The 23,303-nt window shown below is 66.7% G+C and carries 27 protein-coding genes and 1 pseudogene; 16 read left to right on the plus strand and 12 right to left on the minus strand.

The features are described 5' to 3' along the window. Window position 1 precedes the first annotated feature (1 nt). Window positions 2-451, plus strand: coding sequence for a MerR family DNA-binding protein (locus ASC92_RS17555; RefSeq protein ID WP_056518208.1), 450 nt, complete (start codon window positions 2-4; stop codon window positions 449-451). Between the two features lie 54 nt (window positions 452-505). Here the strand turns inward: ASC92_RS17555 and ASC92_RS17560 are convergent, their stop codons facing one another. The 3 genes and pseudogenes from ASC92_RS17560 to ASC92_RS28115 all read right to left on the minus strand — a co-directional run bounded on the left by ASC92_RS17560 (window position 506) and on the right by ASC92_RS28115 (window position 2,287). Continuing rightward, a complete protein-coding gene (locus ASC92_RS17560; protein ID WP_056518210.1) occupies window positions 506-952 on the minus strand; it encodes an SRPBCC family protein in 447 nt (148 codons plus the stop codon). 140 nt (window positions 953-1,092) lie between these two features. Beyond that, a complete protein-coding gene (locus ASC92_RS17565) occupies window positions 1,093-1,656 on the minus strand; it encodes a hypothetical protein (RefSeq protein ID WP_056518212.1) in 564 nt (187 codons plus the stop codon). Continuing rightward, window positions 1,653-2,287, minus strand: a pseudogene (locus ASC92_RS28115) (N-acetylmuramoyl-L-alanine amidase). Before ASC92_RS28115 ends, ASC92_RS17565 begins: the two are co-directional and overlap by 4 nt. Between ASC92_RS28115 and ASC92_RS28915 the strand changes: the two are divergent. From ASC92_RS28915 to ASC92_RS17580, 4 genes are all read left to right on the plus strand, one after another. Beyond that, entirely contained in the window at window positions 2,198-2,431 is a 234-nt protein-coding gene (locus ASC92_RS28915) for a hypothetical protein (RefSeq protein ID WP_162245724.1), read from the plus strand. The pseudogene ASC92_RS28115 and the gene ASC92_RS28915 overlap by 90 nt on opposite strands. A 140-nt stretch (window positions 2,432-2,571) precedes the next feature. Further along, window positions 2,572-3,600 (plus strand): aldo/keto reductase, encoded by a 1,029-nt coding sequence (locus ASC92_RS17570; RefSeq protein WP_056518214.1) that lies wholly within the window; start codon window positions 2,572-2,574, stop codon window positions 3,598-3,600. An 18-nt stretch (window positions 3,601-3,618) separates the two neighbouring features. Further along, window positions 3,619-4,791 (plus strand): NAD(P)/FAD-dependent oxidoreductase, encoded by a 1,173-nt coding sequence (locus tag ASC92_RS17575; RefSeq protein WP_056518215.1) that lies wholly within the window; start codon window positions 3,619-3,621, stop codon window positions 4,789-4,791. A gap of 46 nt (window positions 4,792-4,837) precedes the next feature. Beyond that, the gene (locus ASC92_RS17580; RefSeq protein ID WP_056518218.1) at window positions 4,838-5,851 is read left to right on the plus strand and encodes a class I fructose-bisphosphate aldolase; all 1,014 of its coding nucleotides are present in this window, start codon (window positions 4,838-4,840) and stop codon (window positions 5,849-5,851) included. Window positions 5,852-5,857: 6 nt separating this feature from the next. Here the strand turns inward: ASC92_RS17580 and msrA are convergent, their stop codons facing one another. The 4 genes from msrA to ASC92_RS17600 form a co-directional block, all read right to left on the minus strand. Next, complete coding sequence (gene msrA, locus ASC92_RS17585) at window positions 5,858-6,559, minus strand: peptide-methionine (S)-S-oxide reductase MsrA (protein WP_056518220.1); 702 nt, start codon at window positions 6,557-6,559, stop codon at window positions 5,858-5,860. Window positions 6,560-6,654: 95 nt separating this feature from the next. Further along, on the minus strand, window positions 6,655-6,906 hold the full coding sequence (locus ASC92_RS17590; RefSeq protein WP_056518222.1) for a pentapeptide MXKDX repeat protein: 252 nt from the start codon (window positions 6,904-6,906) through the stop codon (window positions 6,655-6,657). A gap of 105 nt (window positions 6,907-7,011) precedes the next feature. Beyond that, window positions 7,012-7,803, minus strand: a complete 792-nt coding sequence (locus ASC92_RS17595) for a molybdopterin-binding protein (RefSeq protein ID WP_056518225.1) — start codon at window positions 7,801-7,803, stop codon at window positions 7,012-7,014. Then, on the minus strand, window positions 7,800-8,450 hold the full coding sequence (locus ASC92_RS17600; protein WP_056518227.1) for a cytochrome b/b6 domain-containing protein: 651 nt from the start codon (window positions 8,448-8,450) through the stop codon (window positions 7,800-7,802). The genes ASC92_RS17595 and ASC92_RS17600 overlap by 4 nt, the downstream gene beginning before the upstream one ends. A gap of 97 nt (window positions 8,451-8,547) precedes the next feature. Between ASC92_RS17600 and ASC92_RS17605 the strand changes: the two genes are divergently transcribed. Both ASC92_RS17605 and ASC92_RS17610 read left to right on the plus strand, forming a co-directional pair. Further along, entirely contained in the window at window positions 8,548-9,273 is a 726-nt protein-coding gene (locus tag ASC92_RS17605; RefSeq protein ID WP_056518229.1) for a response regulator transcription factor, read from the plus strand. Further along, on the plus strand, window positions 9,270-10,760 hold the full coding sequence (locus ASC92_RS17610; protein ID WP_056518231.1) for a sensor histidine kinase: 1,491 nt from the start codon (window positions 9,270-9,272) through the stop codon (window positions 10,758-10,760). The genes ASC92_RS17605 and ASC92_RS17610 overlap by 4 nt, the downstream gene beginning before the upstream one ends. Window positions 10,761-10,793: 33 nt before the next feature. Here the strand turns inward: ASC92_RS17610 and ASC92_RS17615 are convergent, their stop codons facing one another. From ASC92_RS17615 to ASC92_RS17625, 3 genes are all read right to left on the minus strand, one after another. Next, window positions 10,794-11,693: a transglutaminase family protein gene (locus tag ASC92_RS17615; protein ID WP_235505868.1), complete on the minus strand. Its 900-nt coding sequence runs from the start codon at window positions 11,691-11,693 to the stop codon at window positions 10,794-10,796. Between the two features lie 140 nt (window positions 11,694-11,833). After that, on the minus strand, window positions 11,834-13,678 hold the full coding sequence (gene mnmC, locus ASC92_RS17620; protein WP_056518235.1) for an FAD-dependent 5-carboxymethylaminomethyl-2-thiouridine(34) oxidoreductase MnmC: 1,845 nt from the start codon (window positions 13,676-13,678) through the stop codon (window positions 11,834-11,836). 14 nt (window positions 13,679-13,692) lie between these two features. Beyond that, window positions 13,693-13,968, minus strand: coding sequence for an oxidative damage protection protein (locus ASC92_RS17625; protein WP_013541095.1), 276 nt, complete (start codon window positions 13,966-13,968; stop codon window positions 13,693-13,695). Between the two features lie 147 nt (window positions 13,969-14,115). Between ASC92_RS17625 and ASC92_RS17630 the strand changes: the two genes are divergently transcribed. The 9 genes from ASC92_RS17630 (at window position 14,116) to epsC (ending at window position 21,360) form a co-directional block, all read left to right on the plus strand. Continuing rightward, complete coding sequence (locus ASC92_RS17630) at window positions 14,116-15,168, plus strand: sulfate ABC transporter substrate-binding protein (RefSeq protein ID WP_056518236.1); 1,053 nt, start codon at window positions 14,116-14,118, stop codon at window positions 15,166-15,168. 101 nt (window positions 15,169-15,269) lie between these two features. Beyond that, on the plus strand, window positions 15,270-15,854 hold the full coding sequence (gene ssuE, locus ASC92_RS17635) for an NADPH-dependent FMN reductase (protein WP_056518238.1): 585 nt from the start codon (window positions 15,270-15,272) through the stop codon (window positions 15,852-15,854). A gap of 125 nt (window positions 15,855-15,979) precedes the next feature. After that, the gene (locus ASC92_RS29100; RefSeq protein ID WP_200936000.1) at window positions 15,980-16,117 is read left to right on the plus strand and encodes a hypothetical protein; all 138 of its coding nucleotides are present in this window, start codon (window positions 15,980-15,982) and stop codon (window positions 16,115-16,117) included. Window positions 16,118-16,147: 30 nt separating this feature from the next. After that, window positions 16,148-17,107, plus strand: a complete 960-nt coding sequence (locus ASC92_RS17640; protein WP_056518241.1) for a sulfonate ABC transporter substrate-binding protein — start codon at window positions 16,148-16,150, stop codon at window positions 17,105-17,107. Next, window positions 17,107-18,276 carry an FMNH2-dependent alkanesulfonate monooxygenase gene (gene ssuD / locus ASC92_RS17645; protein ID WP_056518243.1) on the plus strand — a complete coding sequence of 390 codons (1,170 nt, stop codon included), beginning with the start codon at window positions 17,107-17,109 and terminating at the stop codon, window positions 18,274-18,276. The genes ASC92_RS17640 and ssuD overlap by 1 nt, the downstream gene beginning before the upstream one ends. A 9-nt stretch (window positions 18,277-18,285) precedes the next feature. After that, on the plus strand, window positions 18,286-19,140 hold the full coding sequence (gene ssuC / locus ASC92_RS17650) for an aliphatic sulfonate ABC transporter permease SsuC (RefSeq protein WP_056518245.1): 855 nt from the start codon (window positions 18,286-18,288) through the stop codon (window positions 19,138-19,140). Window positions 19,141-19,222: 82 nt separating this feature from the next. Further along, window positions 19,223-20,050 (plus strand): ATP-binding cassette domain-containing protein, encoded by an 828-nt coding sequence (locus tag ASC92_RS17655; RefSeq protein WP_056518246.1) that lies wholly within the window; start codon window positions 19,223-19,225, stop codon window positions 20,048-20,050. Between the two features lie 70 nt (window positions 20,051-20,120). Continuing rightward, a complete protein-coding gene (locus tag ASC92_RS17660; protein WP_007829250.1) occupies window positions 20,121-20,336 on the plus strand; it encodes a TOBE domain-containing protein in 216 nt (71 codons plus the stop codon). Window positions 20,337-20,448: 112 nt separating this feature from the next. Then, a complete protein-coding gene (gene epsC / locus ASC92_RS17665; RefSeq protein WP_056518248.1) occupies window positions 20,449-21,360 on the plus strand; it encodes a serine O-acetyltransferase EpsC in 912 nt (303 codons plus the stop codon). A gap of 54 nt (window positions 21,361-21,414) precedes the next feature. On the opposite strand, the gene ASC92_RS17670 is transcribed toward epsC, so the two are convergent. Next, complete coding sequence (locus tag ASC92_RS17670) at window positions 21,415-22,410, minus strand: alpha/beta hydrolase family protein (protein WP_056519108.1); 996 nt, start codon at window positions 22,408-22,410, stop codon at window positions 21,415-21,417. A gap of 30 nt (window positions 22,411-22,440) precedes the next feature. Beyond that, the gene (locus tag ASC92_RS17675; RefSeq protein WP_056518250.1) at window positions 22,441-23,295 is read right to left on the minus strand and encodes an AraC family transcriptional regulator; all 855 of its coding nucleotides are present in this window, start codon (window positions 23,293-23,295) and stop codon (window positions 22,441-22,443) included. Window positions 23,296-23,303 lie beyond the last annotated feature (8 nt).

Consider the following 23,303-nt stretch of genomic DNA (forward strand, 5'->3'; position numbering starts at 1 on the left):
CATGGAACATTCCACGGCACCGATGGTTGCGGCGCGCTTGTCCCTTGCTGACACGGTTGCGCGCTCCGGTGCGTCCGCGCAATTGCTGCACGACTGCGAATCGCTCGGGCTGCTCGGCGGCACCGGCGCGGACGGCCGCTTCTACGACGAGCGAACCGTGTCGACGCTGCGCTTCGTACGACGGGCGCACACGCTGGGTTTCGACACACCGGAGATCGTCGAGCTGCATGCACTGTGGCAAGACGGGCGCCGCGCGAGCTTTGATGTGAAGCGCGTCGCGCTCGAACGGGCCGACGACCTGGCCCAGCGGATCGAGGAACTCGCGCACATGAAACGCCTGCTGGAGCGCCTGGCCTACTGCTGCGAAGGTAACGAGCGTTCGGAGTGCCCCATCCTGGACGAGCTGGCCGGGCTCGAGGGGTTTGCCGGCTGCGAGGCGCGGCATGGGTGACGCCGGCGCGGGCTCGCCGCGCCGGCCTTCAAACGCTTCCGAAGCGCAAGCCTCTCAACCCGGAATGTTCGGCTCGACCAGTTGGGCCAGCGCAACCAGCGATTCCTGCCAGCCCAGGTAGCACATCTCGGCGGGAATCACGTCGGGGATGCCTTCCTGCACGACGGACATGTCCGTGCCGCAGGACACCGCGGTCAGGGTCACGGTGGTTTTCATCGTGCCTGGAAGGTGGGGGTCGTCGAAGCTGGCGTCGTACGCAATGCGTTGGCCGGGAACGAGTTCCAGGTACTTGCCGCCGAACGAGTGGCTGTGGCCGGTGCCGAAGTTGGTGAAGGACATGCGCCAAGCGCCGCCCACCACGGGCTCCATGGTGTGGACCTTGCCGGTGAATCCGAAGGGCGGCAGCCAGCGCTCGAACGCGCTGGCCTCCACGAAGGCACGATAGAGCCGGTCGGGGGAGGTGCGCAGGACGCGGTGCAGACGAACAGTGTTGGTAGCCATGGTTGCTTTCTCCTGAAGAACAGAGGACGACCCTCTATGTTGACGTCGGATGAGCCCGCTGCGATTCGACATGCCCCAGGGCTAGGAAAAACCCGGGGTCGAAGCGGGTTGCGGGCGAGAGCGCTATTGCGGCGAACTCGTCAGGGTTGGTCGCGATCGGCGCGCAGCATTTTCAGCCGGCGCTCCGCTTCGCCAGCAGGAATCGCCCCTTCCGCCTCCAGCCTCTTGAGCCGTCGTTCGTCCGCACGATTCAGCGCGTCCTTCAGGAGAGCCATCTTGCGCTTCCTGCAAGGATCGCATTCATAGAAGCCCGCGGGACTCGCTGAGAGTTTCATCTTCGCGTCGTACTCTGCGGTGCTGATCCGCCCCGTAGGCTCTATGCCCATGGCGAGGATTCTTCCGTTCTTGAACGTAACGAGCGCGCCCCCTTCGCACCCAGTGGTGTCCGTGTTTTCGGGGTCGTAGGCCCTCCACGAAACCCTGCGCATATGCCGCAGCGCATAGCGGACGTCCTCTTCTGTCAGCACGACGTCGTCGCAGTTCAGGAATTCCTTGTTCTCCCAGGCAGATCGGCGTGAGGGTTCCGTGACTTCCACCTTCTGCACATAGGCGATGGGGTATCGCCTGTCGGCGGCCTTTGCCGGAAGTATCGCGGCCGCAACGACCAGTGCCGCTGCGGTCATGAGAATGTTGGTCTTGTTCATGGTGCTGGTATGGGCAGCTTCCAGTTCGCGCCCTGTGCTTCCGTTGGATTCTTCCTGCTGACCACGGGATGACGAAACACTTCATCCGAAGCAATTTGCATCGAATCCTCGAGCACGCGGACAAGCCACAAGAGGGATTGATTTTGAGCCGCAGTCGGTGTGTCGAAAATGCCGTACTTGCCTCGTATTTTTTCGAGTGGCCATTTCTCCTCGTTGGGAAGTAGCTTCACGCTCGCCGGTAACCTGGCCCTGCCGACCATCTCGATTCCTATGGCCTCCATGTTGCTCGGATAGCGATCGCCAGGTGCCTTGCGCATCTCGATGCGATGCATCCCGTCCACTCCCACCTTCGTGAAATCGCGTGGGTGGCACTTCCCCGCCACCAGGCATCGCGCCTGCAACGGCCCCACATGATTCGTGCGCTGATAGATCGCGCCGTCTGGTAGACGGTCCCATCCTTGTCGATGAGAAAGTGCGCGCCATTCTCCTTCGGCCGCTTGTAGCTGTTCAATGAAGATGCCGAAGTATCGGCATCGGTTTGATGCACGACGATGCCAGTGATCGCACCGGTCCGCCTGCCTCTTTCGATTTCGGGGCTGCGAGCACTTCTGACTCGCGCGTGATTGATCATTCCGTTCGCATCAATTTCGACAAGCATGCGGTTCCTCCTGAAAATAGTTATTTAGTTGTCGATTCCCAAGAAGGCGTGTCTTCCCATCAATTCACGGCCCAGATCACGGCTTCGCGGCGCATGCTACAGCAGGGAATTCAGTGACGGTTGTCAACTGCTCCCAGCCGATTTCCACAAAGCCCACCCGCCTGCAGGGTTCACTGCTTCGTCCAAGAATGGCGCGACGACAAGCCGGTTGCTTGTCGGTTTTCTTCCCGAATCCGCAAGCACTAAGGAGCAGTACTTTGGAATATCGTCATTTGGGCAAATCGGGCCTCAAGGTCCCCGTGTTGAGTTTCGGTACCGGCACTTTCGGTGGCAAGGGGGAGCTGTTCAAGGCCTGGGGCAGCACCGACGTGGCCGAGGCGCGCAGGCTCATCGACATCTGCATCGACGCCGGCGTCAACATGTTCGACAGCGCCGACGTCTATTCGGGCGGCACCGCTGAATCGGTGCTCGGCGAGGCGATCAAGGGCCGGCCGCGCGACCGGTTGCTGATTTCGACCAAGGCCACCTTCCGCAGCGGCGAGGGACCGAACGACGTGGGCTCGTCGCGCCACCATCTCGTGCAGGCCGTCGATGGCGCGCTCCAGCGCCTCGGCACGGACTACATCGACCTGTTCCAGCTGCACGGCTTCGACGCGAGCACGCCGGTGGAAGAAACGCTTTCGACGCTCGACGACCTCGTGCGTGCGGGCAAGCTGCGCTACATCGGCGTGTCGAACTTCTCGGGCTGGCACTTGATGAAATCGCTGGCCATTTCAGAGCGCTACGGCTTCGCGCGCTACGTCGCGAACCAAGCCTACTACTCGCTGGTCGGCCGCGACTACGAATGGGAGCTGATGCCGCTTGCGCAAGACCAGGGCGTGGGCGCCGTGGTGTGGAGCCCGCTCGGATGGGGCCGCCTCACGGGCAAGATCCGCCGCGGCCAGCCGTTGCCCGCCAACAGCCGCCTGCACGCGACGGCCGACATGGGCCCGCCGGTGCCCGACGAACTGCTGTACCGCGTCGTCGAGGCGCTGGAAAAGGTCGGCGCCGAAGTCGACAAGACGGTGCCGCAGGTCGCGCTGAACTGGCTGCTGCAGCGCCCGACGGTGTCGAGCGTGGTGGTGGGCGCGCGCGACGAGGCGCAGCTGCGCCAGAACCTCGGCGCCGTAGGCTGGAACCTCACACCCGCGCAGGTCGCGGAACTCGACGCGGCCAGCGCGACGACGCGGGCTTATCCGTACTGGCATCAGCAGGGCTTTCTTGAGCGCAATCCGAATCCGGTCTAGGCCGGTATGAGGCCCCGTATGCGTCGTGTGGTGATCATCGGAGGCGGGGCGATCGGCTCAGCCATCGCTTATTTCCTGACCCGAAGCCCCGAGGACGAGCCCTTCGAGGTCACGGTGGTCGAGCGCGATTTCTCGTACAGGCAGGCCTCTTCGGCGTTGTCGGCCAGCTCGATCCGTCAGCAGTTTTCCACCGCCATCAACATCGAGATGTCGCTCTACGGCATCGACTTTTTCCGCTCGCTCGGCGAGACCCTGCGCGTGGGTGATGACGTGCCCGACATCGGCCTGGTCGAGCCCGGCTATCTGTACCTGGCCTCGCCGGCCGGGGTCGACGTGCTGCGCGAGAACCATGCGATGCAGAAAGCGCACGCGGTGGACGTGGCGCTGATGACGCCCGGCGAACTGAAGGAGCGCTTTCCGTGGATTTGCACCGAGGGCGTTGCGCTCGCGTCGCTGGGCCTCTCGGGCGAGGGCTGGTACGACGGCTACAGCCTGCTGCAGGCCTTTCGCAAGAAGGCCGCCTCTCAAGGCGTGCGCTATGTGCAGGCCCATGCAACGGGTTTGCGCCGCAACGGCCGCGCCGTGACGGGCGTGCAGCTGGACAGTGGCGTGACCCTGGAAGCCGACGTTGTCGTCAACGCCGCGGGCGCATGGGCCGCCCAGGTTGCCGGGTGGGCCGGCATCGATCTTCCGGTGCGCGGCCGCCGCCGCAGCGTGTTCAGCTTCTCGTGCCCCGAGGCATTGCCGGGTTGCCCGCTGGTGATCGACACCTCCGGCATCTGGCTTCGCCCGGAAGGCCGCCAGTTCATCTGCGGCTTCGCGCCGCGCGAAGACCAGGACCACGACGACATGCCGCTCGACGTCGAGTACGAAGCCTTCGACAGTTTCATCTGGCCGTCATTGGCCGAGCGCGTGCCGGCCTTCGAGGCTATTCGCATGACCGGAGCATGGGCCGGTTACTACGAGATGAACGTGTTCGACCACAACGCCATCCTCGGCCTGCACCCGGACTGCGACAACCTGTACTTCGCCAATGGCTTCTCGGGCCATGGGCTGCAGCAGTGCCCGGCCGCGGGGCGAGGCGTGGCAGAACTGATCCGCTTCGGCGAGTACCGCAGCCTCGATCTCTCGCCGGTGTCTTTCGCGCGCATCCTGGAAAACCGGCCGCTGCTGGAGAAGAACGTCATCTAGGCGGAGCCTGGGGGAGGGCGTACGATCTTCCGCAAAGAGGTGCCCCATGACCGCACAGACGCTGATCGATACCGCCCGCGCGCTCGTCGCCGGAGACAAGGGCCTGCTCGCAATGGACGAGAGCAATGCCACCTGCAACAAGCGCTTTGCCACGCTCGGCATCCCGCAGACCGAAGCGGAGCGGCGCGAATGGCGCGAGTTGATCGTCACCGCGCCGGGCCTGGCCGACAGCATCAGCGGCGCGATCCTGTTCGACGAGACGATCCGCCAGCAGACAAATTCGGGCAAGCCGTTTGCGAAGGCGCTGTCCGACGTTGGCATCGTCCCCGGCATCAAGGTCGACACCGGCGCGAAGCCGCTGGCCGGCCATCCCGGCGAAACCGTGACCGAAGGGCTCGACGGCCTGCGCGAGCGCCTCGCCGAATACGCTGGCATGGGCGCGCGCTTTGCCAAGTGGCGCGGCGTGATCGCCATCGGCGAGGGCTTGCCGACGCGCGCATGCATCGACGTCAACGCGCATGCCTTGGCGCGCTATGCAGCGCTGTGCCAGGAGGCCGGGCTGGTGCCCATCGTCGAACCGGAGGTGCTGATGGACGGTGGCCATTCTTTGGCGCAATGTGCCGAGGTGACCGAAGAGGTGCTGCACCGGACCTTCGCCGCGTTGCGCGCGCAGGGCGTACTGCTCGAAGGCATGCTGCTGAAGCCGAACATGGTGCTGCCGGGGCTGAAGGCGCCCACGCAGGATTCCGTCGAAGCGGTGGCCGAGGCCACGGTCGCCTGCCTGCTGCGCACAGTGCCCGCCGCGGTGCCCGGCGTGGCGTTTCTCTCGGGCGGCCAGCCGGCGCAGTTGGCTTCCGCCCGCCTCAATGAAATGAACGCCCGGTTCAGGCCGCGCGTGCCGTGGGCGCTGGCCTTCTCTTTCTCCCGTGCGGTGCAGCAGCCCGCGCTCGATGCATGGAAGGGCGATGCCGCCAACGCGTCCGCTGCACAGCAGGCGCTGGTGCTTCGCACCCGATCCAACCAGGCCGCGCGCCGCGGGGCACTGGCCACAACGCCCTAGTCGGCCTTAGCCGGCCTTGGCCGCCTTCACCAGCGAAGGCGTAGCCTTGTAGCTCTCCGGGAACAGCTTCTTCAGCTCGTCGATCTTCGGCATGTCGTTGATCGCGATGTAGGGCTGGCTCGGGTGCAGCGTCAGGTAGTCCTGGTGATAGTCCTCAGCCGCGTAGAAGGGCTTGGCCATCTCGACGGTGGTGGCCAGCGGCTTGCCGAAGGTCTTGGCCTGGTTGAGCTGCGCGATGTAGGCCGTGGCGATGCGGGCCTGCTCGGCGTTCTCGGCGAACACGGTGGAGCGGTATTGCGTGCCGGTGTCGGGACCCTGCCGGTTGAGTTCAGTTGGGTCGTGCGCCACCGAAAAGTAGATCTGCAGCAGCTTGCCGTAGCTGACCTGCTGCGGGTCGTAGGTGATGCGCACCGATTCGGCATGGCCGGTGCGCCCCGAGCCGACCTCGTCGTAGCGCGCCGTCTTCGCATCGCCGCCGGCATAGCCTGACACCGCATTGCTCACGCCCTTGACGCGCTGGAACACGCCCTGCACGCCCCAGAAGCAGCCACCGGCGAACACGGCGGTTTCGGTCTTGGCGGCCGGCGGCGCCACGATGTCGGCCGTGGGCGCGGGCACGCGGCGGGCGGTTTCGGCGAACGAGGGCACCGCGTGCCAGACCAGGGCGGCTGCCGCCAGCGTGCCGGCGGTGAGTGCAAGGGATTTCATGAGGGTTCCTTGAGAGAGATTTCAGTGGCTGGGAAACCGGCCGACGCGACATTGACGCCGAATCTGCCGGGCGTCAATGGCGGGTGCGAAGGCGCTTACTTCTTCATTTCGTCCTTGTCCATGCTGTCCTTTTTCATGGCGTCCTTCTTCATCGAGTCCTTCGACATCGAATCCTTGGCCATCGAGTCCTTCTTCATACCGTCCTTCGACATGGAGTCCTTCGTCATCGCGTCTTTCTTCATGCCGTCCTTGGCCATGCCGTCTTTCACCATTTCGTCCGCGGCGAATGCCGAGGCGCCGGCGAAGGCCATGCAGGTTGCGAGCAGGGTTGCAGTGAGCTTGTTCATTTGGAGTTTTCCTAGTGGTTGATGAAGTTTCGTTTTCAGGATCGGCTCGGTTCAGTGAACACGGCCTCGCGCTTTCTTCGGCAGTCGAGCGGCTTCTGCAGCCCCTCAGCTCCCTCCGAACCAGTTGTAGCCCTGGTCTTCCCAGTAGCCACCGGAATAGGTGTTGGTGACGAACATCGCCTTGATGTGCTTCGGGTTCTTGTAGCCAAGCTTGGTCGGCATGCGCAGCTTCATCGGAAAGCCGTACTTGGGCGGCAGGGGCTGTCCGTCGTAGGTCAGCGTCAGCAAGGTCTGCGGATGCAGCGCGGTAGGCATGTCGATGCTGGTGTAGTAGTCGTCGGCGCACTTGAAGCCGACGTACTTGGCGGTGGTGTCGGCGCCGATGTGGCGCAGGAAGTCGGCAAAGCGCACGCCGCCCCATTTGCCGATGGCGCTCCAGCCTTCCACGCAGATGTGGCGGGTGATCTGGTCGTGCTGCGGCATGGCGCGCAGCTCCGCGAGCGTCCAGGCGTGCCTGTCGGCGACCATGCCGGTCACTTCGAGCTTGTAGCTGGCCTCGTCCACCTCGCGCACCTCGTCCTCGCCGTAGTAGGCGTTGAAGGGGAAGGGGCGCGTGATCTCTGCCTCCGAGTAGGTCGGTGCGAGCTGCGTCGGGCTGAAGATCAGGCCCTGCACCTTGTCGTTGAAGCGCGAGATCCTGGTGAGCGCGGCTTCCACCTGCGCGTTGTCGCTGATGCTGCAACCGGTGAGCAGCGAGAGGCCGCCGAGCGTCAGCGAGCGCTGCAGGAAGGCGCGGCGCGAGGGCTGGTCGAGTTGCTTCGCGATCAGCGTGCGGGCTTCGCGCAGCACGGCGTCGCCGTCGATGCCATTCAGGCTGGGGGCTTTGAAGATTTTCATCGGGCTTTGGGCGCGCGGCCGCGGATCATGGTGAGCAGGGTTCGGGGCACCAGGGCGACCATCACGAGGTGCACGGCGACGAAGGCGACGATGGCCGTCATCGCGAAGAAATGGATGCGGCGCGCAAACTCGTAGCCACCCATCAGTTCCCGCAGCACGGGGAACTGCACCGACTTCCACAGCACCAGGCCCGACAGCACGATCACGATCAGGTCGAGCATCACGAACAGGTAAGCCAGCTTCTGCACGCTGTTGTAGTGGCGCGGGTCGGCATGCGAGAGTTGGCCTTTCAGTGCAGCCAGCGCGTCGTGCCAGACGCCGCGGGGCGTCACGGGAAAGAACTTGCGCGCCAGCCGTCCGCTGGCGATGTTGATGGCGAGGTACACGAGGCCGTTGAACACCAGCAGCCACATCGCCGCGAAGTGCCACTGCAGCGCACCGCCGAGCCAGCCGCCGAGCGTGATGACGGTCGGAATGGTGAACGGGAAGAACGGCGACGCGTCGTAGATGCGCCAGCCGCTCGTCGCCAGGATCACCACGGCCAGCGCGTTGAGCCAGTGCGTGATGCGCATCCACAGCGGATGGATGGGGCGGCGATCGGACGCCGCGGCCGGGTCGGCAGGAGGGGCGATGGCTGAGCTGTTCATGGGGTGGATTGTTGGGCGCACCCCGTGGCCGATTCATCACGCAAAGTTCAATTAATCGTGATAACTCCAGAACCCGGATGGCGGGACAATCGAGGCCATGGACACCCCCAAACGCGTGCTGATCGTCGAGGACGACGCCCACATTGCCGAACTCCTGCGCATGCACCTGCGCGACGAAGGCTATGCGGTCGAGCACGCCGCCGACGGCCATGCCGGCCTGCGCGAGCTGGAGCGCGGCAGCTGGGACGCGCTGGTGCTCGACCTGATGCTGCCCGGTATCGACGGCCTTGAAATCTGCCGCCGCGCCCGCGCCATGACACGCTACACACCGATCATCATCATCAGCGCGCGGTCGAGCGAAGTGCACCGCATCCTCGGGCTGGAACTGGGCGCCGACGACTACTTGGCCAAGCCTTTCTCGGTGCTGGAGCTGGTGGCCCGCGTGAAGGCGCTGCTGCGGCGAACCGATGCGCTGGCGCGCAACGCACGCATGGAGTCGGGCAGCCTCACGCTCGGCAACCTCGGCATCGAGCCGCTGGCACGAGAGGTGCGCGTGGACGGCAAGCTCATCGAGCTCACGCCGCGCGAGTTCGACCTGCTGTACTTCTTCGCGCGCAACCCCGGCAAGGTGTTCTCGCGGCTCGACCTGCTCAACCAGGTCTGGGGCTATCAGCACGATGGCTACGAGCACACGGTGAACACGCACATCAACCGGCTGCGCACCAAGGTGGAGGCCGACCCGGCAGAGCCACGGCGCATCCTCACGGTGTGGGGGCGCGGCTACAAGCTGTCGGCCACCGGGAGCGGGGAGGACGTGGCGTGATCGCCTGGGCCACCCTGTCGCGGCGGCTGTCGGCCGTGTTCGCGGTGCTGCTGCTGGTGTGCTGCGGCGCCTCGGTGTGGCTGCAGGTGCGCTCCAACGGCATGCACGAGCAGGAGGTCGTCCAGCGCCTGTCGACCGGGCTGGCGGCGCACATCGCCGAAAACTCCGAGCTGATGAAGCCGGGCGGCCTCGACCAGGAAGCGGTAAAGGACCTGTTCGACAAGCTGATGGCCGTCAACCCGAGCGTGGAGGTCTACCTGCTGGGGCTCGACGGCCGCATCGAGGCGCAGGCCGCGCCGCCCGGACATCTGAAGCGCGACAGGGTCGAACTGGGCCCGATCCGCAAGCTGCTGTCAGGCGCGCCGCTGCCCATTGCAGGCGACGACCCGCGCAGCCTCACAACCTCCAAGGTATTCAGCGCCGCGCCGCTGCGCATGGGCGGGCGCGATGCGGGTTACGTCTACGTGGTGCTGCAGGGCGAGGACCACGACGCGCTGGTCGCCAACGTGGGCGCCGACAACGTGCTGCGCACCACGCTTTGGTCGATGGGGCTGGTGGCGCTGCTCGGGCTGCTCGCGGGCCTCGCGGCCTTTCGCCTCATCACGCGGCCGTTGCGCGAGCTGACGGCAGCGGTGAAGCGCTTCGAGACCGAAGGCATCGCTTCACTCGAAAGCGAAGCGCCCACGCTGGAGCGCCTCTCCAACGGCACTGACGAAATCGCCCAGCTGGGCCAGGCCTTCACGCAGATGACGCGCCGCATCGCCGAGCAATGGCGCGAGCTCACGCTGCAGGACCAGCAGCGCCGCGAGCTGTTCGCCAACATCTCGCACGACCTGCGCACGCCGCTCACGTCGCTGCATGGCTACCTCGAAACGCTGCTGCTCAAGGCCGGCACGCTCAGTGAAGAAGAGCGCCGACGCTACCTGGAGATCGCGCTCGGCCAGAGCCGCAAGGTCGGCCGGCTCGCGCAGGAGGTGTTCGAGCTGGCGCGGCTCGAGTACGGCGTGGTCAAGCCCGAGAAAGAGAACTTCGCGCTGGCCGACCTCGTGCAGGACGTGTTCCAGAAGTTCGAGCTGGCGGCCGAAGCGCGTCATCAACGCCTCGAGCCCGACATCGCACCCGGCCTGCCGGTGGTGTCGGCCGACCTCGGCATGATCGAGCGCGTGCTGACCAACCTGCTCGACAACGCCATCCGCCACACGCCCGAGGGCGGCGAGATCGTGGTTCAGCTGCGGGCGGAGAACGCGGGCGTGGCGGTGCAGGTGAGCGATACAGGCCCGGGCATTCCGGGCGAACTGCAGAAGGCCCTGTTCATGCGCCCGGTTTTCATGAGCGGTTCGCGCACCGACAGCGCCAGCAGCGGTGGGCTGGGCCTCGTGATCGTCAAGCGCATCCTGCAGCTGCATGGCAGCGACATCCGGCTGGTGCAGCAGCCCGACAAGGGCGCGGTGTTCCGGTTTCAGCTGGGCGGTGCGGCGGGGGGCTGAGGCCCAAGCGCCGGCGGCCCCAGCGATGCCCGCTCAGTTCTTGCGGCGCGTGACGACCACCGTCGCTTCGAGGCCCTCATAGGCCTCGGCATCGCCATACCAACTGCCCGAGATCGGCGCCGCCTGCGCCGGGTCGCGCGTGACGCCCACGCGGATCAGTTGGCCGCTGCCCATCAGGTTGTTGGTCGGGTCGAAGGCCAGCCACCCGATGCCCGGCAGGTAGGCCTGCAGCCAGGCGTGCGTGGTGCCGGCGCCGGTCATCGATTCGCCCTGGGCCTGCGCGGTGTTGTCGAGCGCGGCGTCATAGATGTAGCCCGAGACGAAACGCGTCGCGATGCCCAGGCGCCGCGCGGCTTCCATCATCAGCAGTGCGTAGTCGCGGCAACTGCCGCTGCCGAGCGCCAGCGTGACGAGCGGCGTTTGCGTGCCTTCCTCGTCGCGCGCCTTGTATTCGAGGCTCTGGCCGATGTGCGCGTTCATGCGTGCGAGCACCTCGCGCGTGCTGTTGGGCTTGTCGGTGTGCAGGAACTGGTGGGCCCAGCGGATCAGCGTGCCCTGGGCGTCGTCGTCGTGGTGCGGGCGCAGGTAGTGCTCGAGGTCGAGGCGCTCCTGCACCGAGTAGGCAAAGGGCAGGAATTCGGCGGCCGGGTCGAGCGCCAGCTGGTCCTGCTGCGCCGGCACCTGCTCGATGGTGAACGAGCAGACGATGCGCAGCTCGGTCGCTTCGCCCATCGGCTGCACCAGCGCCACGGAGTTGGAGTGCGGGTCTTGAATGAGCCGGGTGAAGGCCTGCGGGCTCACCTGCAGGTCGGTGGCCAGCACGCGCAGGTCATGGCTGTCGCGCGGGCGGAACATCACACGGTGCTGGCCGAAGGTGACCGGCTTCTTGTAGCGGTAGACGGTGGTGTGCTTGATGTCGTACTGGATGGCCATGCGCCGCATTCTCACGCGTTCGCATGACGGGTGGTGGTTTTGCTGCAGGCGTATGCCGCAGAATCGGCGCCCGAAGTGCTGCGCACCTACGGGGACAGCCGGATCGACCACATGCTGGCGGCTCCGGCGCAGAGCGCGGGCTAGTAAATCCGCTGCGTTCCCAGCGCCTTGGCCAGCGTGGCCGGCAAGGGCAGCGGCTCGACATGCCACTGCGCAGCCAGCAGTTCGGCGCACAGCGCAGCGAAGCTCAGGCCGCGCGAACCCAATGCGGTGCAGGCCCAGAGGCCCGGCGTATCCGCGTCGATCGGGCCGACCAGCGGCCGCCGGTCGCCCGAAGCGCAGCGGATGCCGACCCAGGTGTGGACCTTGCCGTGCGCGAATGAATGGGCGAGCGCAGCGGCCGACGCCGGGTGCAGCCGCGCAAGGCGCCCGCGGTTGGCGTCGCTGTCGATCGCGGTCGGGGCGAGGTCCGTGCTGTCGCGGTCGAAGGTCGCGCCGGCCAGCCAGATCGGGGTGCCTTCGGCATCGGGCACGTGTGCGACCAGATGTCCGTCGCCATTGAGGGGCGTGGCGGGCAATTCGATGCCGTCGGCCATATGGCCCCAGGCGACCTGGCCGCGCACCGGCTGCAGGGGCAGTTTGGGGGCGAAGCGGCCCGATTCGAAGCCTGCGCAGATGACCACGCGGTCGGCGTCTGTCAGCAACTCACCGGCCGGGTCGAACAACTGCCAGCCGTTCGCATGGCGCTCCAGCCTCGTCACCTGGCATCCGCTACGAAACTCGACGCCCGGCTGGCGCAGCCAGGCGGCGATCAGCCGGTGCGGCCGCACCCACGCGGCGCGTGCGTGCCAGAGGGCGGGCACATCGACCGGCAGGCCAACCGCCGCCAACCGCCCCGCATTCGCGGGCCACGATTCGTTGGGCCCGTCGTCGCTCCAACCGGCCGGGACGCGCACATCGCCATCGGGCCGGCGCTCCAGCACGCCGCTGGCGCGCCAGTCGCGGCCTTCTTCGAGCAGCCGCGTCATTTCGGTCCACGTAGCGCGGATGCCGGCGCGCGTGAGCCGCGACAGCAGGGCGTCGTCGGGCGACACGTGCGGCGCCAGCATGCCCACGGGCAGCCCCGAAGCCCCTGATGCGGGCCGCTCGGCGGCATCCAGCACCGTGGCTTGCCATCCGCGCCGCGCGAGGCTGGCCGCCACGGCCGCGCCAGCAAGTCCGGCACCAATGACGGCGCAATGGCCCGGCGTGCCGATTCGCTCGGGCATGGGGCCGCGCCGGCGCACTGTCCATGCGGGCGCGAATACGCCGCACAGGCAATCGCGCTTGGGCGGCAGGCCCTGGCGCTTCTCGACCGCGAACCCGAACTGCACGAGCGCATCGCGTACCGCCCGCGCAATGGTCCAGGTGGCGAGGCGCGTGCCCTGCCGCGCAAAGCGTGACACGGCCTTGAGCGTGTCGTCCGACCACATCGCAGGGTTCTGCTGCGGGCTGAAGCCGTCGAGAAAGATGCTGTCGGCCTCGAAGCGCTGGGCGCGCAGCATCGGCTGCACGTCGCCGATGCAGAGGGTGAGCAGCACGCGGCCCTCGTCGAACGCCAGCCGGTGGAAGCCCGGCAGCAGCCCATGCCACTGCGCAGCCAGTTCGCCGGCGAGGGACGCCAGTTCGGGATACGCACCGGCCGCGCGCAGCAGATCGTTAGCCGAGACCGGGTGCGCCTCGACCGAGACGAAGTGCAGCATGCGCGGCCGCGTCGAATCCGAGCGCCACGCCTGCCAGGTTGTCAGGAAATTGAGGCTCAGGCCGAAACCAGTTTCGAGAATCAGCCATTTCGGCTGTCCGGACCACGCTTCGGGCAGGCCGCAGCCGCCCAGGAACACATGGCGCGATTGCGCCAGTGCTCCGGTTTCGGTGTGATAGATGTCGTCGAAGCGTTCGCTTCGCGGAACGCCGTCGGAACGCCAGGCCACTGGCTCAGCGGTCACGGTGCGGCGGGTGCTCAGGCGGCGGGAGGGGGTACGTAGCCTTGCGCCACGTCGGCGCCTTCGCCGAAGAAGTGCTTTTCCATCTGCCGCGCCAGGTACTGGCGGGCGCGCAGATCGGCCAGGTTCAGCCGGTTTTCATTGACCAGCATGGTCTGCTGCTTGAGCCAGGCGGCCCAGGCTTCCTTGCTGACGTTTTCCCACAGGCGCTTGCCCAGATCGCCTGGGTAGGGCGGGAAGTCGAGCCCTTCGGCCTCTTTGCCGAGCTTGATGCACTGAACCATGCGTGCCATTTCGATTGCCTTTGAACGGGAAAAGTGGGGAAAGCGGTTGCTTAGTTGATTTAGCTATTTAGAACTGAGAACTTGGTTGTTCCAGTTTCTATATGTCGTATTGAGAATACGCAGCTTCATTGATATGCCTTTTTAGAGCAAGACACCATGAGCCTTCGCCGCGACTTTATCAAGCTTTCCCTGGGTGCCGGTGCGGCCGGTGCCATGGCCCTGTCGGCGTTGCCGGCGTTCACGCAGCAGGCCCCCACCGCGGCCAAGGGCCCGGTGACGCTGCTGAACGTGTCTTACGACCCGACGCGCGAGCTCTACGTGGACTACAACCAGGCCTTCGCCAAGTACTGGAAGGCCAAGACCGGCCAGGACGTGTCGGTCAAGCAGTCGCACGGTGGCTCGGGCAAGCAGGCCCGCTCGATCATCGACGGCATCGACGCCGACGTGGCCACGCTGGCGCTGGGCGGCGACATCGACGCCATCGTCAAGCATGGCGGCCTCGTCAACGCGGACTGGCAGAAGCGCCTGCCGCACAACTCGGCCCCCTACACCTCGACCATCGTGTTCCTGGTGAAGAAGGGCAACCCCAAGGGCCTGAAGGACTGGGACGACCTGGTCAAGCCCGGCGTGCAGGTGATCACCCCCAACCCCAAGACCTCGGGCGGCGCCCGCTGGAACTACCTGGCCGCGTGGGAGTTCGCCAAGCGCAAGTACGGCAGCGACGCCAAGGCCAAGGAATACATCGGCAGCCTGTTCAAGAACGTGCCCGTGCTCGACACCGGCGCGCGCGGCTCGACCATCACCTTCGTGCAGCGCGGCGTGGGCGACGTGCTGCTGGCCTGGGAGAACGAAGCCTTCCTGGCGCTGAAGGAATTCGGCCCCGAGAAGTTCGAGATCGTCGTGCCTTCCATCTCCATCCTGGCCGAGCCCAGCGTGTCGGTGGTCGACAAGGTCGTCGACAAGAAGGGCACGCGTGCCGTGGCCGAGGAATACCTGAAGTACCTTTACTCCGACGAAGGCCAGGACATCGCCGGCCGCAACTTCTACCGCCCGACGTCGGACAAGGCGAAGGCCAAGTACGACAAGCAGTTCCCCAAGCTCACGCTGGTGACCATCGACCAGGCCTTCGGTGGCTGGGCCAAGGCCGACAAGGAGCATTTCGCTGACGGCGGCTCCTTCGACCAGATCTACACGACCAGGCAGAAGTAAGAAGCCAACCCGCTGCCAAGCCGGCAGTGCAGGGCGCCGTTCGACGAGCGCCGTGGCCCGGCTCGCCCTGAATTTCCGAAGATCAAAAACGAAAGCTTCCCGTGTCCGTTCTCCTGATTGCCGGCAGCCCCTCGACCCCGTCCCGTTCCACCGCCTTGCTCGATGCGGTGGGTGAGCGCCTGGCCCGGCGCCATGCGCGGATCGAGCGGCTCGCCATCCGCGAGCTGCCCGCGCAGGCGCTGCTGCTGGCCGACTGGAACCATCCGGCCATCGTGAACGCGATTGCCAAGGTGGCCGAGGCCCGCGTGGTCGTGGTGGCCACGCCGGTCTACAAGGCAGCCTACAGCGGCGTGCTCAAGGTCTTCCTCGACCTGCTCTCGCAGAACGCGCTCAAGGGCAAGACGGTGCTGCCGATGGCTACAGGCGGCAGCCCGCACCACATGCTAGCGCTCGACTACGCATTGCGGCCCGTGCTGCAGTCGCTGGCGGCGCGTCACATCCTGCCGGGCGTCTACGCCAGCGAATCGCAGATTGCGCTGACGCCCGAGAACGCCTACCAGGTGCACCCCGACCTCGCCGAACGGCTCAACGAGGCCGTCGAGGTGCTGGCCACCGAAGGCCTGAAGCTGCCGGCGACCCACGGCTTCGAGCCGGTACCGTTTTCTCGCGTGCGATGTAGCGTCTGAAAGCACGGGCTCGTCGCGAGCCCGGCTAGTCGACCTCATCCCTCATTCCCGCCGATTTGAAAACCGCCTGCGCGCGGTGCGGGGCAGCCTTTGCCCGACGTTTTGCAACACCAAGGAATCTCTGCATGAACCCCGTTGCCACCGAAGACTCCGTGCTCGACACGACGCCGCGCTCCCTCTGGCACGCACTCGGCGATCTCGCCGTGAGCGCCGTCGTCGTCAGCGCCATTGCGCTGATCGTGAGCTTCATTGCCGCCGCCTGAGCGCGGCGCATTCCACACACAAGCCTTGCCATGACATTGATTTCCGCACCCCGCCGCCGCCTGATCCAGGGCGCCGCCGCAGCCATCGCGCTGCCTTCCTCGTTCGCTGCATTGGCGCAGTCCCCCGCACGCCAGTTCCGAATCGGCCACCAGAAGGGCTATCTCACGCTGCTCAAGGGCCGCGGCACGCTCGAGAAGCGCCTGGCACCGCTCGGCGTGAGCGTGAAGTGGACCGAGTTCACCGCCGGCCCCGTGCAGCTCGAAGCACTGAACGTCGGCTCGATCGACTTCGGCGACGTGGGCGAGGCGCCGCCCATCTTCGCGCAGGCCGCGGGTGCGCCGCTGGCCTACGTGGGCGCGACGGTGCCGCGTCCGCGGGCCGAGGCGGTGCTGGTGCCCAAGGGTTCCGCCATCAAGACAGCGGCAGATCTGAAGGGCAAGAAGATCGTGCTCAACAAGGGCTCGAACGTTCACTACTTCATCGCCAAGCTGGCCGAGAAGCACGGCCTCGCATACGCAGACCTGAACCTGGTCTACCTGCCGCCGGCCGATGCGCGCGCGGCGTTCGAGAAGGGCTCGGTCGACGCGTGGGTCATCTGGGACCCGTTCCTGGCCGCGGCCGAGAAGTCGCTCGACGCGCGCATCCTGGCCGACGCCACCGGCGTGGTCGGCAACCGCGGCTACTACTTCTCGTCGCTCGACTACGTCGCGAAGAACGCCGACGTGCTCGCGATCGCGATCGAGGAAGTCAACAAGGTCGACACCTGGGGCGCCGCCCACAAGGACGAACTGGCCACCGAGCTGGCCGCGCTCTGGGGCCTGCCCAAGGCGGTGGCCGACCTGGCGCAGGGCCGCACGGCCTATGGCACCGGTCCGATCACCAAGGCCATCCTCGCCGAGCAGCAACAGATTGCCGACACCTTCTTTGCGCTGAAGCTGATCCCCAAAAAGATCAACGTACTCGAAGCCGCCGGCGCGGGGGTCGCGTGATGCAGATCTTCTGGTTCCTCCCCACGCACGGCGACAGCCGCTACCTCGGCACGAGCGAAGGCGCACGCCCCATCGACCTGGCCTACCTGCAGCAGATTGCCGGCGCGGCCGACAACCTCGGCTACGAAGGCGTGCTGATCCCGACGGGCCGTTCGTGCGAAGACCCGTGGGTCATCGCGTCCAGCCTGATCGGCTCGACGAAGACGCTCAAGTTCCTGGTCGCGGTGCGGCCCGGCCTGCACCAGCCCAGCCTTGCCGCGCGCATGGCGGCGACCTTCGACCGGCTCTCGGGCGGACGCCTGCTCGTGAACCTGGTGACGGGCGGCGACCAGGCCGAGCTCGAAGGCGACGGTGTCTACCTCGACCATGCGTCGCGCTACGAGCAGTCGGCCGAGTTCATCCGCATCTGGCGCGAGATTCTTGCGCGCAGCCATGGCGGGCAAGGCTTCGACTACGAAGGCCGGCACCTGAGCGTGAAGGGCGCGAAGCTGCTCTATCCGCCGGTGCAGAACCCTCATCCGCCGGTGTGGTTCGGCGGCTCGTCGGCCGCCGCGCACGAGCTTGCGGCCGAGCAGGTCGATGCCTATCTCACATGGGGCGAACCGCCTGCGGAGGTGGCCAGGAAGATCGCCGACGTGCGCAACCGCGCCGCACGCAAGGGCCGCACAGTGGAGTTCGGCATCCGCCTGCACGTGATCGTGCGGGAGACCGAAGACGCCGCATGGAAGGCGGCCGAAGAACTGATCAGCCGCGTGGACGACGAGACCGTGATCCGCGCCCAGGCCGCCTTTGCGCGCATGGACTCCGAAGGCCAGCGCCGCATGGCCGCGCTGCATGCGGGCGGCGCCAGGCGCTCGCGCGCCGAACTGGAGATTTCTCCCAACCTCTGGGCCGGCGTGGGCCTCGTGCGCGGCGGCGCCGGCACCGCGCTGGTGGGCGACCCGAAGACCGTCGCAGCGCGCATCGAGGAGTACGCGACGCTGGGCCTCGACAAGTTCATCCTCTCCGGCTATCCGCACCTCGAAGAGGCTTATCGCTTCGCCGAACTGGTGTTTCCGCTGCTTTCGCGCAAGGCGAAGTCGCGGCTCGCGGGCGGCTCGCTGAGCGGGCCGTTCGGTGAAGTGGTCGCCAATCTCGATGCGCCTTCGCGCCTCGCCTCCCAAAGCTAAGGACCTCCCATGACGGAACAAGTTCAGGAACTGCCGGCAATCGCACCCACCGGAAACACGGCCAACGAAGGCAATGCATTCAAGGCCTTCGGCATCAACGTCGCGAAGCGGCTGGTGCCGTGGCTCGTGCCCGTCGGGCTCGTCGTGTTCTGGCAGATCGCGTCGTCGCTGGGCTGGCTCAGCACCCGCGTGCTGCCGGCGCCGGTCGACGTGGTCAAGGCCGCATGGACGCTCACGGCCTCGGGCGAGTTGTGGACGCACGTGAAGGTCAGCGCGGGCCGCGCGCTCGCGGGGCTCGCCATCGGCGGTGGGGCAGGGCTTGCGCTGGGCCTGCTGACGGGCTCGGTGAAATTCGCCGAGACGCTGCTCGACTCCACCATCCAGATGGTGCGCAACATTCCGGCACTGGCGCTGATCCCGCTGGTGATCCTGTGGTTCGGCATCGACGAGTCGGCCAAGCTGTTCCTGATCTCGGTGTCGGTGTTCTTCCCGATTTATCTGAACACCTTCCACGGCATCCGCAACGTTGACCCGCAGCTGATCGAGATGGGGCGCACCTATGGCCTGTCGCGCTGGCAGCTGTACCGCGAGGTGATCCTGCCGGGCGCGCTGTCGTCGATCCTGGTGGGGCTGCGCTTCTCGCTGGGTCTGATGTGGGTGATCCTGATCGTGGCCGAGACCATCTCGGCGCAGGCCGGCATCGGCTACCTCACGATGAACGCCCGCGAGTTTTTGCAGACCGACATCGTGCTGGTAGGCATCCTGCTGTACGCGCTGCTCGGCAAGCTGGCCGACCTGTTCGCACGCGGGCTGGAGCAATGGTGGCTGCGCTGGCACCCTGGCTATCAGAAGAAGGCGAAGTGAGGGCCGGGAAAACGACGAGGTTCTCGATCGTTCGCATATCCCTCGTCCCGCAGTTTTTCAGAAATTCGAGAAGGAACTTGAGATGACCGCAGTCAAAGACCATCCCGCCATCGCCGGCGGCGTGCGCCTCGAAGCGCGCGGCCTGCACAAGCGCTACGGCGCGCGCGAAGTGCTGCGCAATACCCGGCTGACCATCGAGCCGGGCCAGTTCATCGCCATCGTCGGGCGCAGCGGCTGCGGCAAGAGCACGCTGCTGCGGCTCGTCGCGGGGCTCGAGGCGCCAAGTGCCGGTGGCCTCTACACCGACGGCAAGGCCGTGCACGGCCTGCATGACGACACCCGCATCATGTTCCAGGAGGCGCGCCTGCTGCCATGGCGCCGCGTGCTCGACAACGTGACGCTAGGCCTGCCGAACGATGCGAAGGCGCGCGGCAAGGAAGTGCTCGCGCAAGTCGGCCTGGCCGACCGCGAGAACGAATGGCCGGCGCGCCTGTCGGGCGGGCAACGGCAGCGCGTGGCCCTGGCGCGCGCACTGGTGCATCACCCGCGCCTGCTGTTGCTCGACGAGCCGCTCGGCGCGCTGGACGCGCTGACCCGCATCGAGATGCACCGTCTCATCGAGAACCTGTGGCGGCGCCACCGCTTCACCGCGCTGCTGGTGACGCACGACGTGCAGGAGGCCGTTGCGCTGGCCGATCGCGTGATCCTGATCGAAGACGGCCGCATCGCCCTCGACGAGAACATCGCACTGGCCCGTCCGCGCTCGCAGGGCGACCCTGCCTTCGCGGCCATCGAGAAACGCATCCTCGACAGGGTGCTGCAAAAGCCCGGAGCTCCCGAGGAGGCAGAAAGCAGCACCGACGCCAGCTGGCTCGGTACCCCGGCGCATGCCCTGCGCTGGGCCATCTGAGCCTTCTTTTCCCCGCCTCCGCCTCACCATCCCAAACCCCGTCTTCATTCAACCCGAAAGAGAAACCATCATGTCCATTCAAGCCATCAACGTGCGCAACCAGTTCAAGGGCAAGGTCCGCGAAATCATCCGCGGCGACGTCGTCTCCGAGGTCGATGTCGAAACCGCCTGGGGCATCGTGACCTCGGTCATCACCACGCGCTCGGTCGACGAACTGCAACTGAAGGTCGGCTCCGACGTGGTCGCGCTCGTGAAGTCCACGGAAGTTTCGATCGCGAAACTCTGACGCCCACCCGAACGAAGCACCGGAATCGGCCCGCGCCTGAAGCGCCGGCTGGTGCTTCCGCCGCTCCCGCGGGTGCAGAATTGATTCCCGAATACATCCCGGGAAGAAAAAAATGGCCCATTTCGAAGTGAGCGACATCGTCCGTGCGCTGCACGGCGTGCGCAATGAATGGCGCGATTCGCAGCGGCGCTCCCGCGAGCCCGTCGCGCGCGAGTTGCCATCGCGCGACGCACTCGCGCAGACCGTCGAGTCGCTGAAGGGCGCGCTCTTTCCGATGCGGCTCGGCCCGCCCGACCTGCGCCACGAGAGCGAGGACTTCTACGTCGGCCACACGCTCGATTCCGCGCTGCAGGCCTTGCTGGCGCAGGCGCGGCTGGAGTTGAACTTCAACGCACGCCACGCGCCGCGCCCCGCCAGCGAAATCGACGACACGGCCACCGACGCCATTCGCAAGTTCGCGAACGCGCTGCCCGACCTGCGCCGCGTGCTCGACAGCGACGTGCTCGCGGCCTATCAGGGCGACCCCGCCGCGCGCAGCGTGGACGAGGTGCTGCTGTGCTACCCGGGCGTGCTCGCGATGATTCATCACCGCCTTGCGCACGAGCTCTACAAGCTCGGGCTGCCGCTGCTGGCGCGCATCGTGGCCGAACTGGCGCATGGGCAGACGGGCATCGACATCCACCCGGGCGCACAGATCGACGCAGGTTTCTTCATCGACCATGGCACGGGTGTCGTGATCGGCGAGACGGCCGTCATCGGCAAGCGCGTGCGGCTGTATCAGGCCGTGACGCTCGGCGCCAAGCGCTTCCCGACCGACACCGAGGGCAACCTGCAGAAGGGGCTGCCGCGGCATCCGGTGGTGGAGGACGACGTCGTCATCTATGCGGGCGCGACCATCCTCGGGCGCGTCACGCTCGGCAAGGGCGCCGTCATCGGCGGCAACGTGTGGATCACCGACAACGTGCCTGCGGGCGCGAACGTCACGCAGGCCAGCCTGCAGAATGCGCCGAAGGGCGGTGCCTGAAGGCGTTCGTCCAAGACTTTGCGACGGCCGGCAGGACAGCGGCGCCCGCGTCGATCAGGGCTTCGGCCCGAGGTGCTGCCTGAAGAAGGCCAGCACCTCGGCGTTGAAGGCCGCATGAAAGGCCACGCGGTCGAAGCCGGGCCCGTCGCGGCAGATCTCGGGCATCGCTTCGAGCAGTGCGGGCGTGCAGGGCGCGAGAAAAGCGAAGTGCGCGGCCTTTTCCACCACCCGCCAGTCCGGCGCCACGGGCAGATTGCGGCGAACTGCCGCCACGCTTTCGGGCGTGACGCCATCGCCGCCGTAGGTGGACGCCCAGAGCTGGATCGGAATCGTCACGTTCTTCAGGCCGTTGGCATCGAAGACCATGCTCAGCGGATCGGCGATCACGGCTGCCTTGATGCGGGTGTCGTGAACCAGCGGCGAGGCGAGCAGTTCCTGGAATCTCTGGCGCATCAGCGCGCATGCCGGGCTTTCCGGTGCCGTCGTGCAGGGGGACGAAGGCAAGGGTGGCAGCCGCTCGAAATCCGGGCGCGCGCCAGCGAGCACAAGGCCGGTGTAGCCGCCCCTCGAAAAGCCGTAGAAGCCGATCCGGTCTGCCGCGAGCCTGTCGTGTGCGGGCCATTGCTGGAGCATGTGGTCGATCAGCCGCTTGATGTCGGTCGTCCGCGTGGCGAGCGCGGAGATCTTGTCGCCGGGGCGGCCGCGAACCTGGGCGTTGTCGTCCGAATGGCTGATGGCCGCGACCACGAAGCCTGCGTCGGCCAGTGCTTGCGCCGTGTCGTGATGGCCGAGGTAGGAGCCTCCGTATCCGTGCGACAAGACGATCAATGGCAGCCGGGAGCCTGCGACGGGGCAATCCCGCACACCCTGGATCGCGTACGGGCCGACCTTGATCTCGCCCGCCACCGCGGCGCATGGCGTCCACACGCCGCCGCGCAACGCCGGGCCTTCCTGGTCGGCAGGTATCTCGATGGTGCTGAAGCCCGCGGCCTGGGCGAGCGTCGCCGAGACGCAGAAGACGGCGAGGAAGAGGAAGCGAAGAAGGGGCATGGTGAGTGGGTCCTGCATGAAGATCGGATGTCAGCCTGCCTTGCGGATCGGAATCAGCAGGTCGGTGCGCAGTGCGGCCGGGGCGACCTGGCGCGGCGAGTTCAGATAGTGCTCCAGCGTGGGGCGGTCGTCCGGCTCGTACCCGCTGCCGGGCAGCCATTGCGCGTAGAGCGCGTGCACGGCGGCATTGATACGGGTGTAGGGCCCCGCGAGGCCATGCACGGCGTAGAGGCCGCCAGGAATGTCGAGCAACTCGATCTCCGTTTCGTCGACCAGCCAGGGGTCAGGCGATGCCGCCGCGGCGTAGTACCTGAAGTCGGACGGTGCATCCGGGGCGCCGCAGGAAATGCCAAGCCAGTCCGATACGGCCCGGCCGGCGGCATGCGCGCGCAGCCGCCGGTGGGTATGGGGAATGGTGGAGAACGGCCCGCGATGGCGCAGCGCATGCACTGGCTGCGCGCGGCGTTCGACGATGCGCACGGACGGCGAGGTGCCGGTGCCCCTGTCCTGGAGAGCTGGAGCCGCATCGAGGATCGCCTCGCGCATCTGCCGCTGGAACTCGCGCGGAGCTTGCCCGGCAAACTGGCCAAAGGCGCGCGTGAAAGCCTGCGGGCTCTCGTAGCCCACCGCCAGCGCCACCTGCGTGATGCTCTCGTCGCTGCGCGTCAGCAAGTGCGTGGCGAGCGCCAGCCGCACGCGCCGCACCGTGGCGGCCACCGTTTCGCCTGCGATGCCGTGGTAGACGCGGTGGAAATGAAAGGGCGAGAAATTCGCGAGGCGCGCCAGGTCTTCGAGACGGTGCTCGGCCATCGGGTCGGCCACGATGGCCGCGACGACACGCGAGACACGTTCCCGGTAGTTCTGTTCGACTGGGCGCAGGGGCATGCCCGGAG

It is taken from the genome of Variovorax sp. Root411, assembly GCF_001425205.1.
Taxonomy (GTDB): domain Bacteria; phylum Pseudomonadota; class Gammaproteobacteria; order Burkholderiales; family Burkholderiaceae_C; genus Variovorax.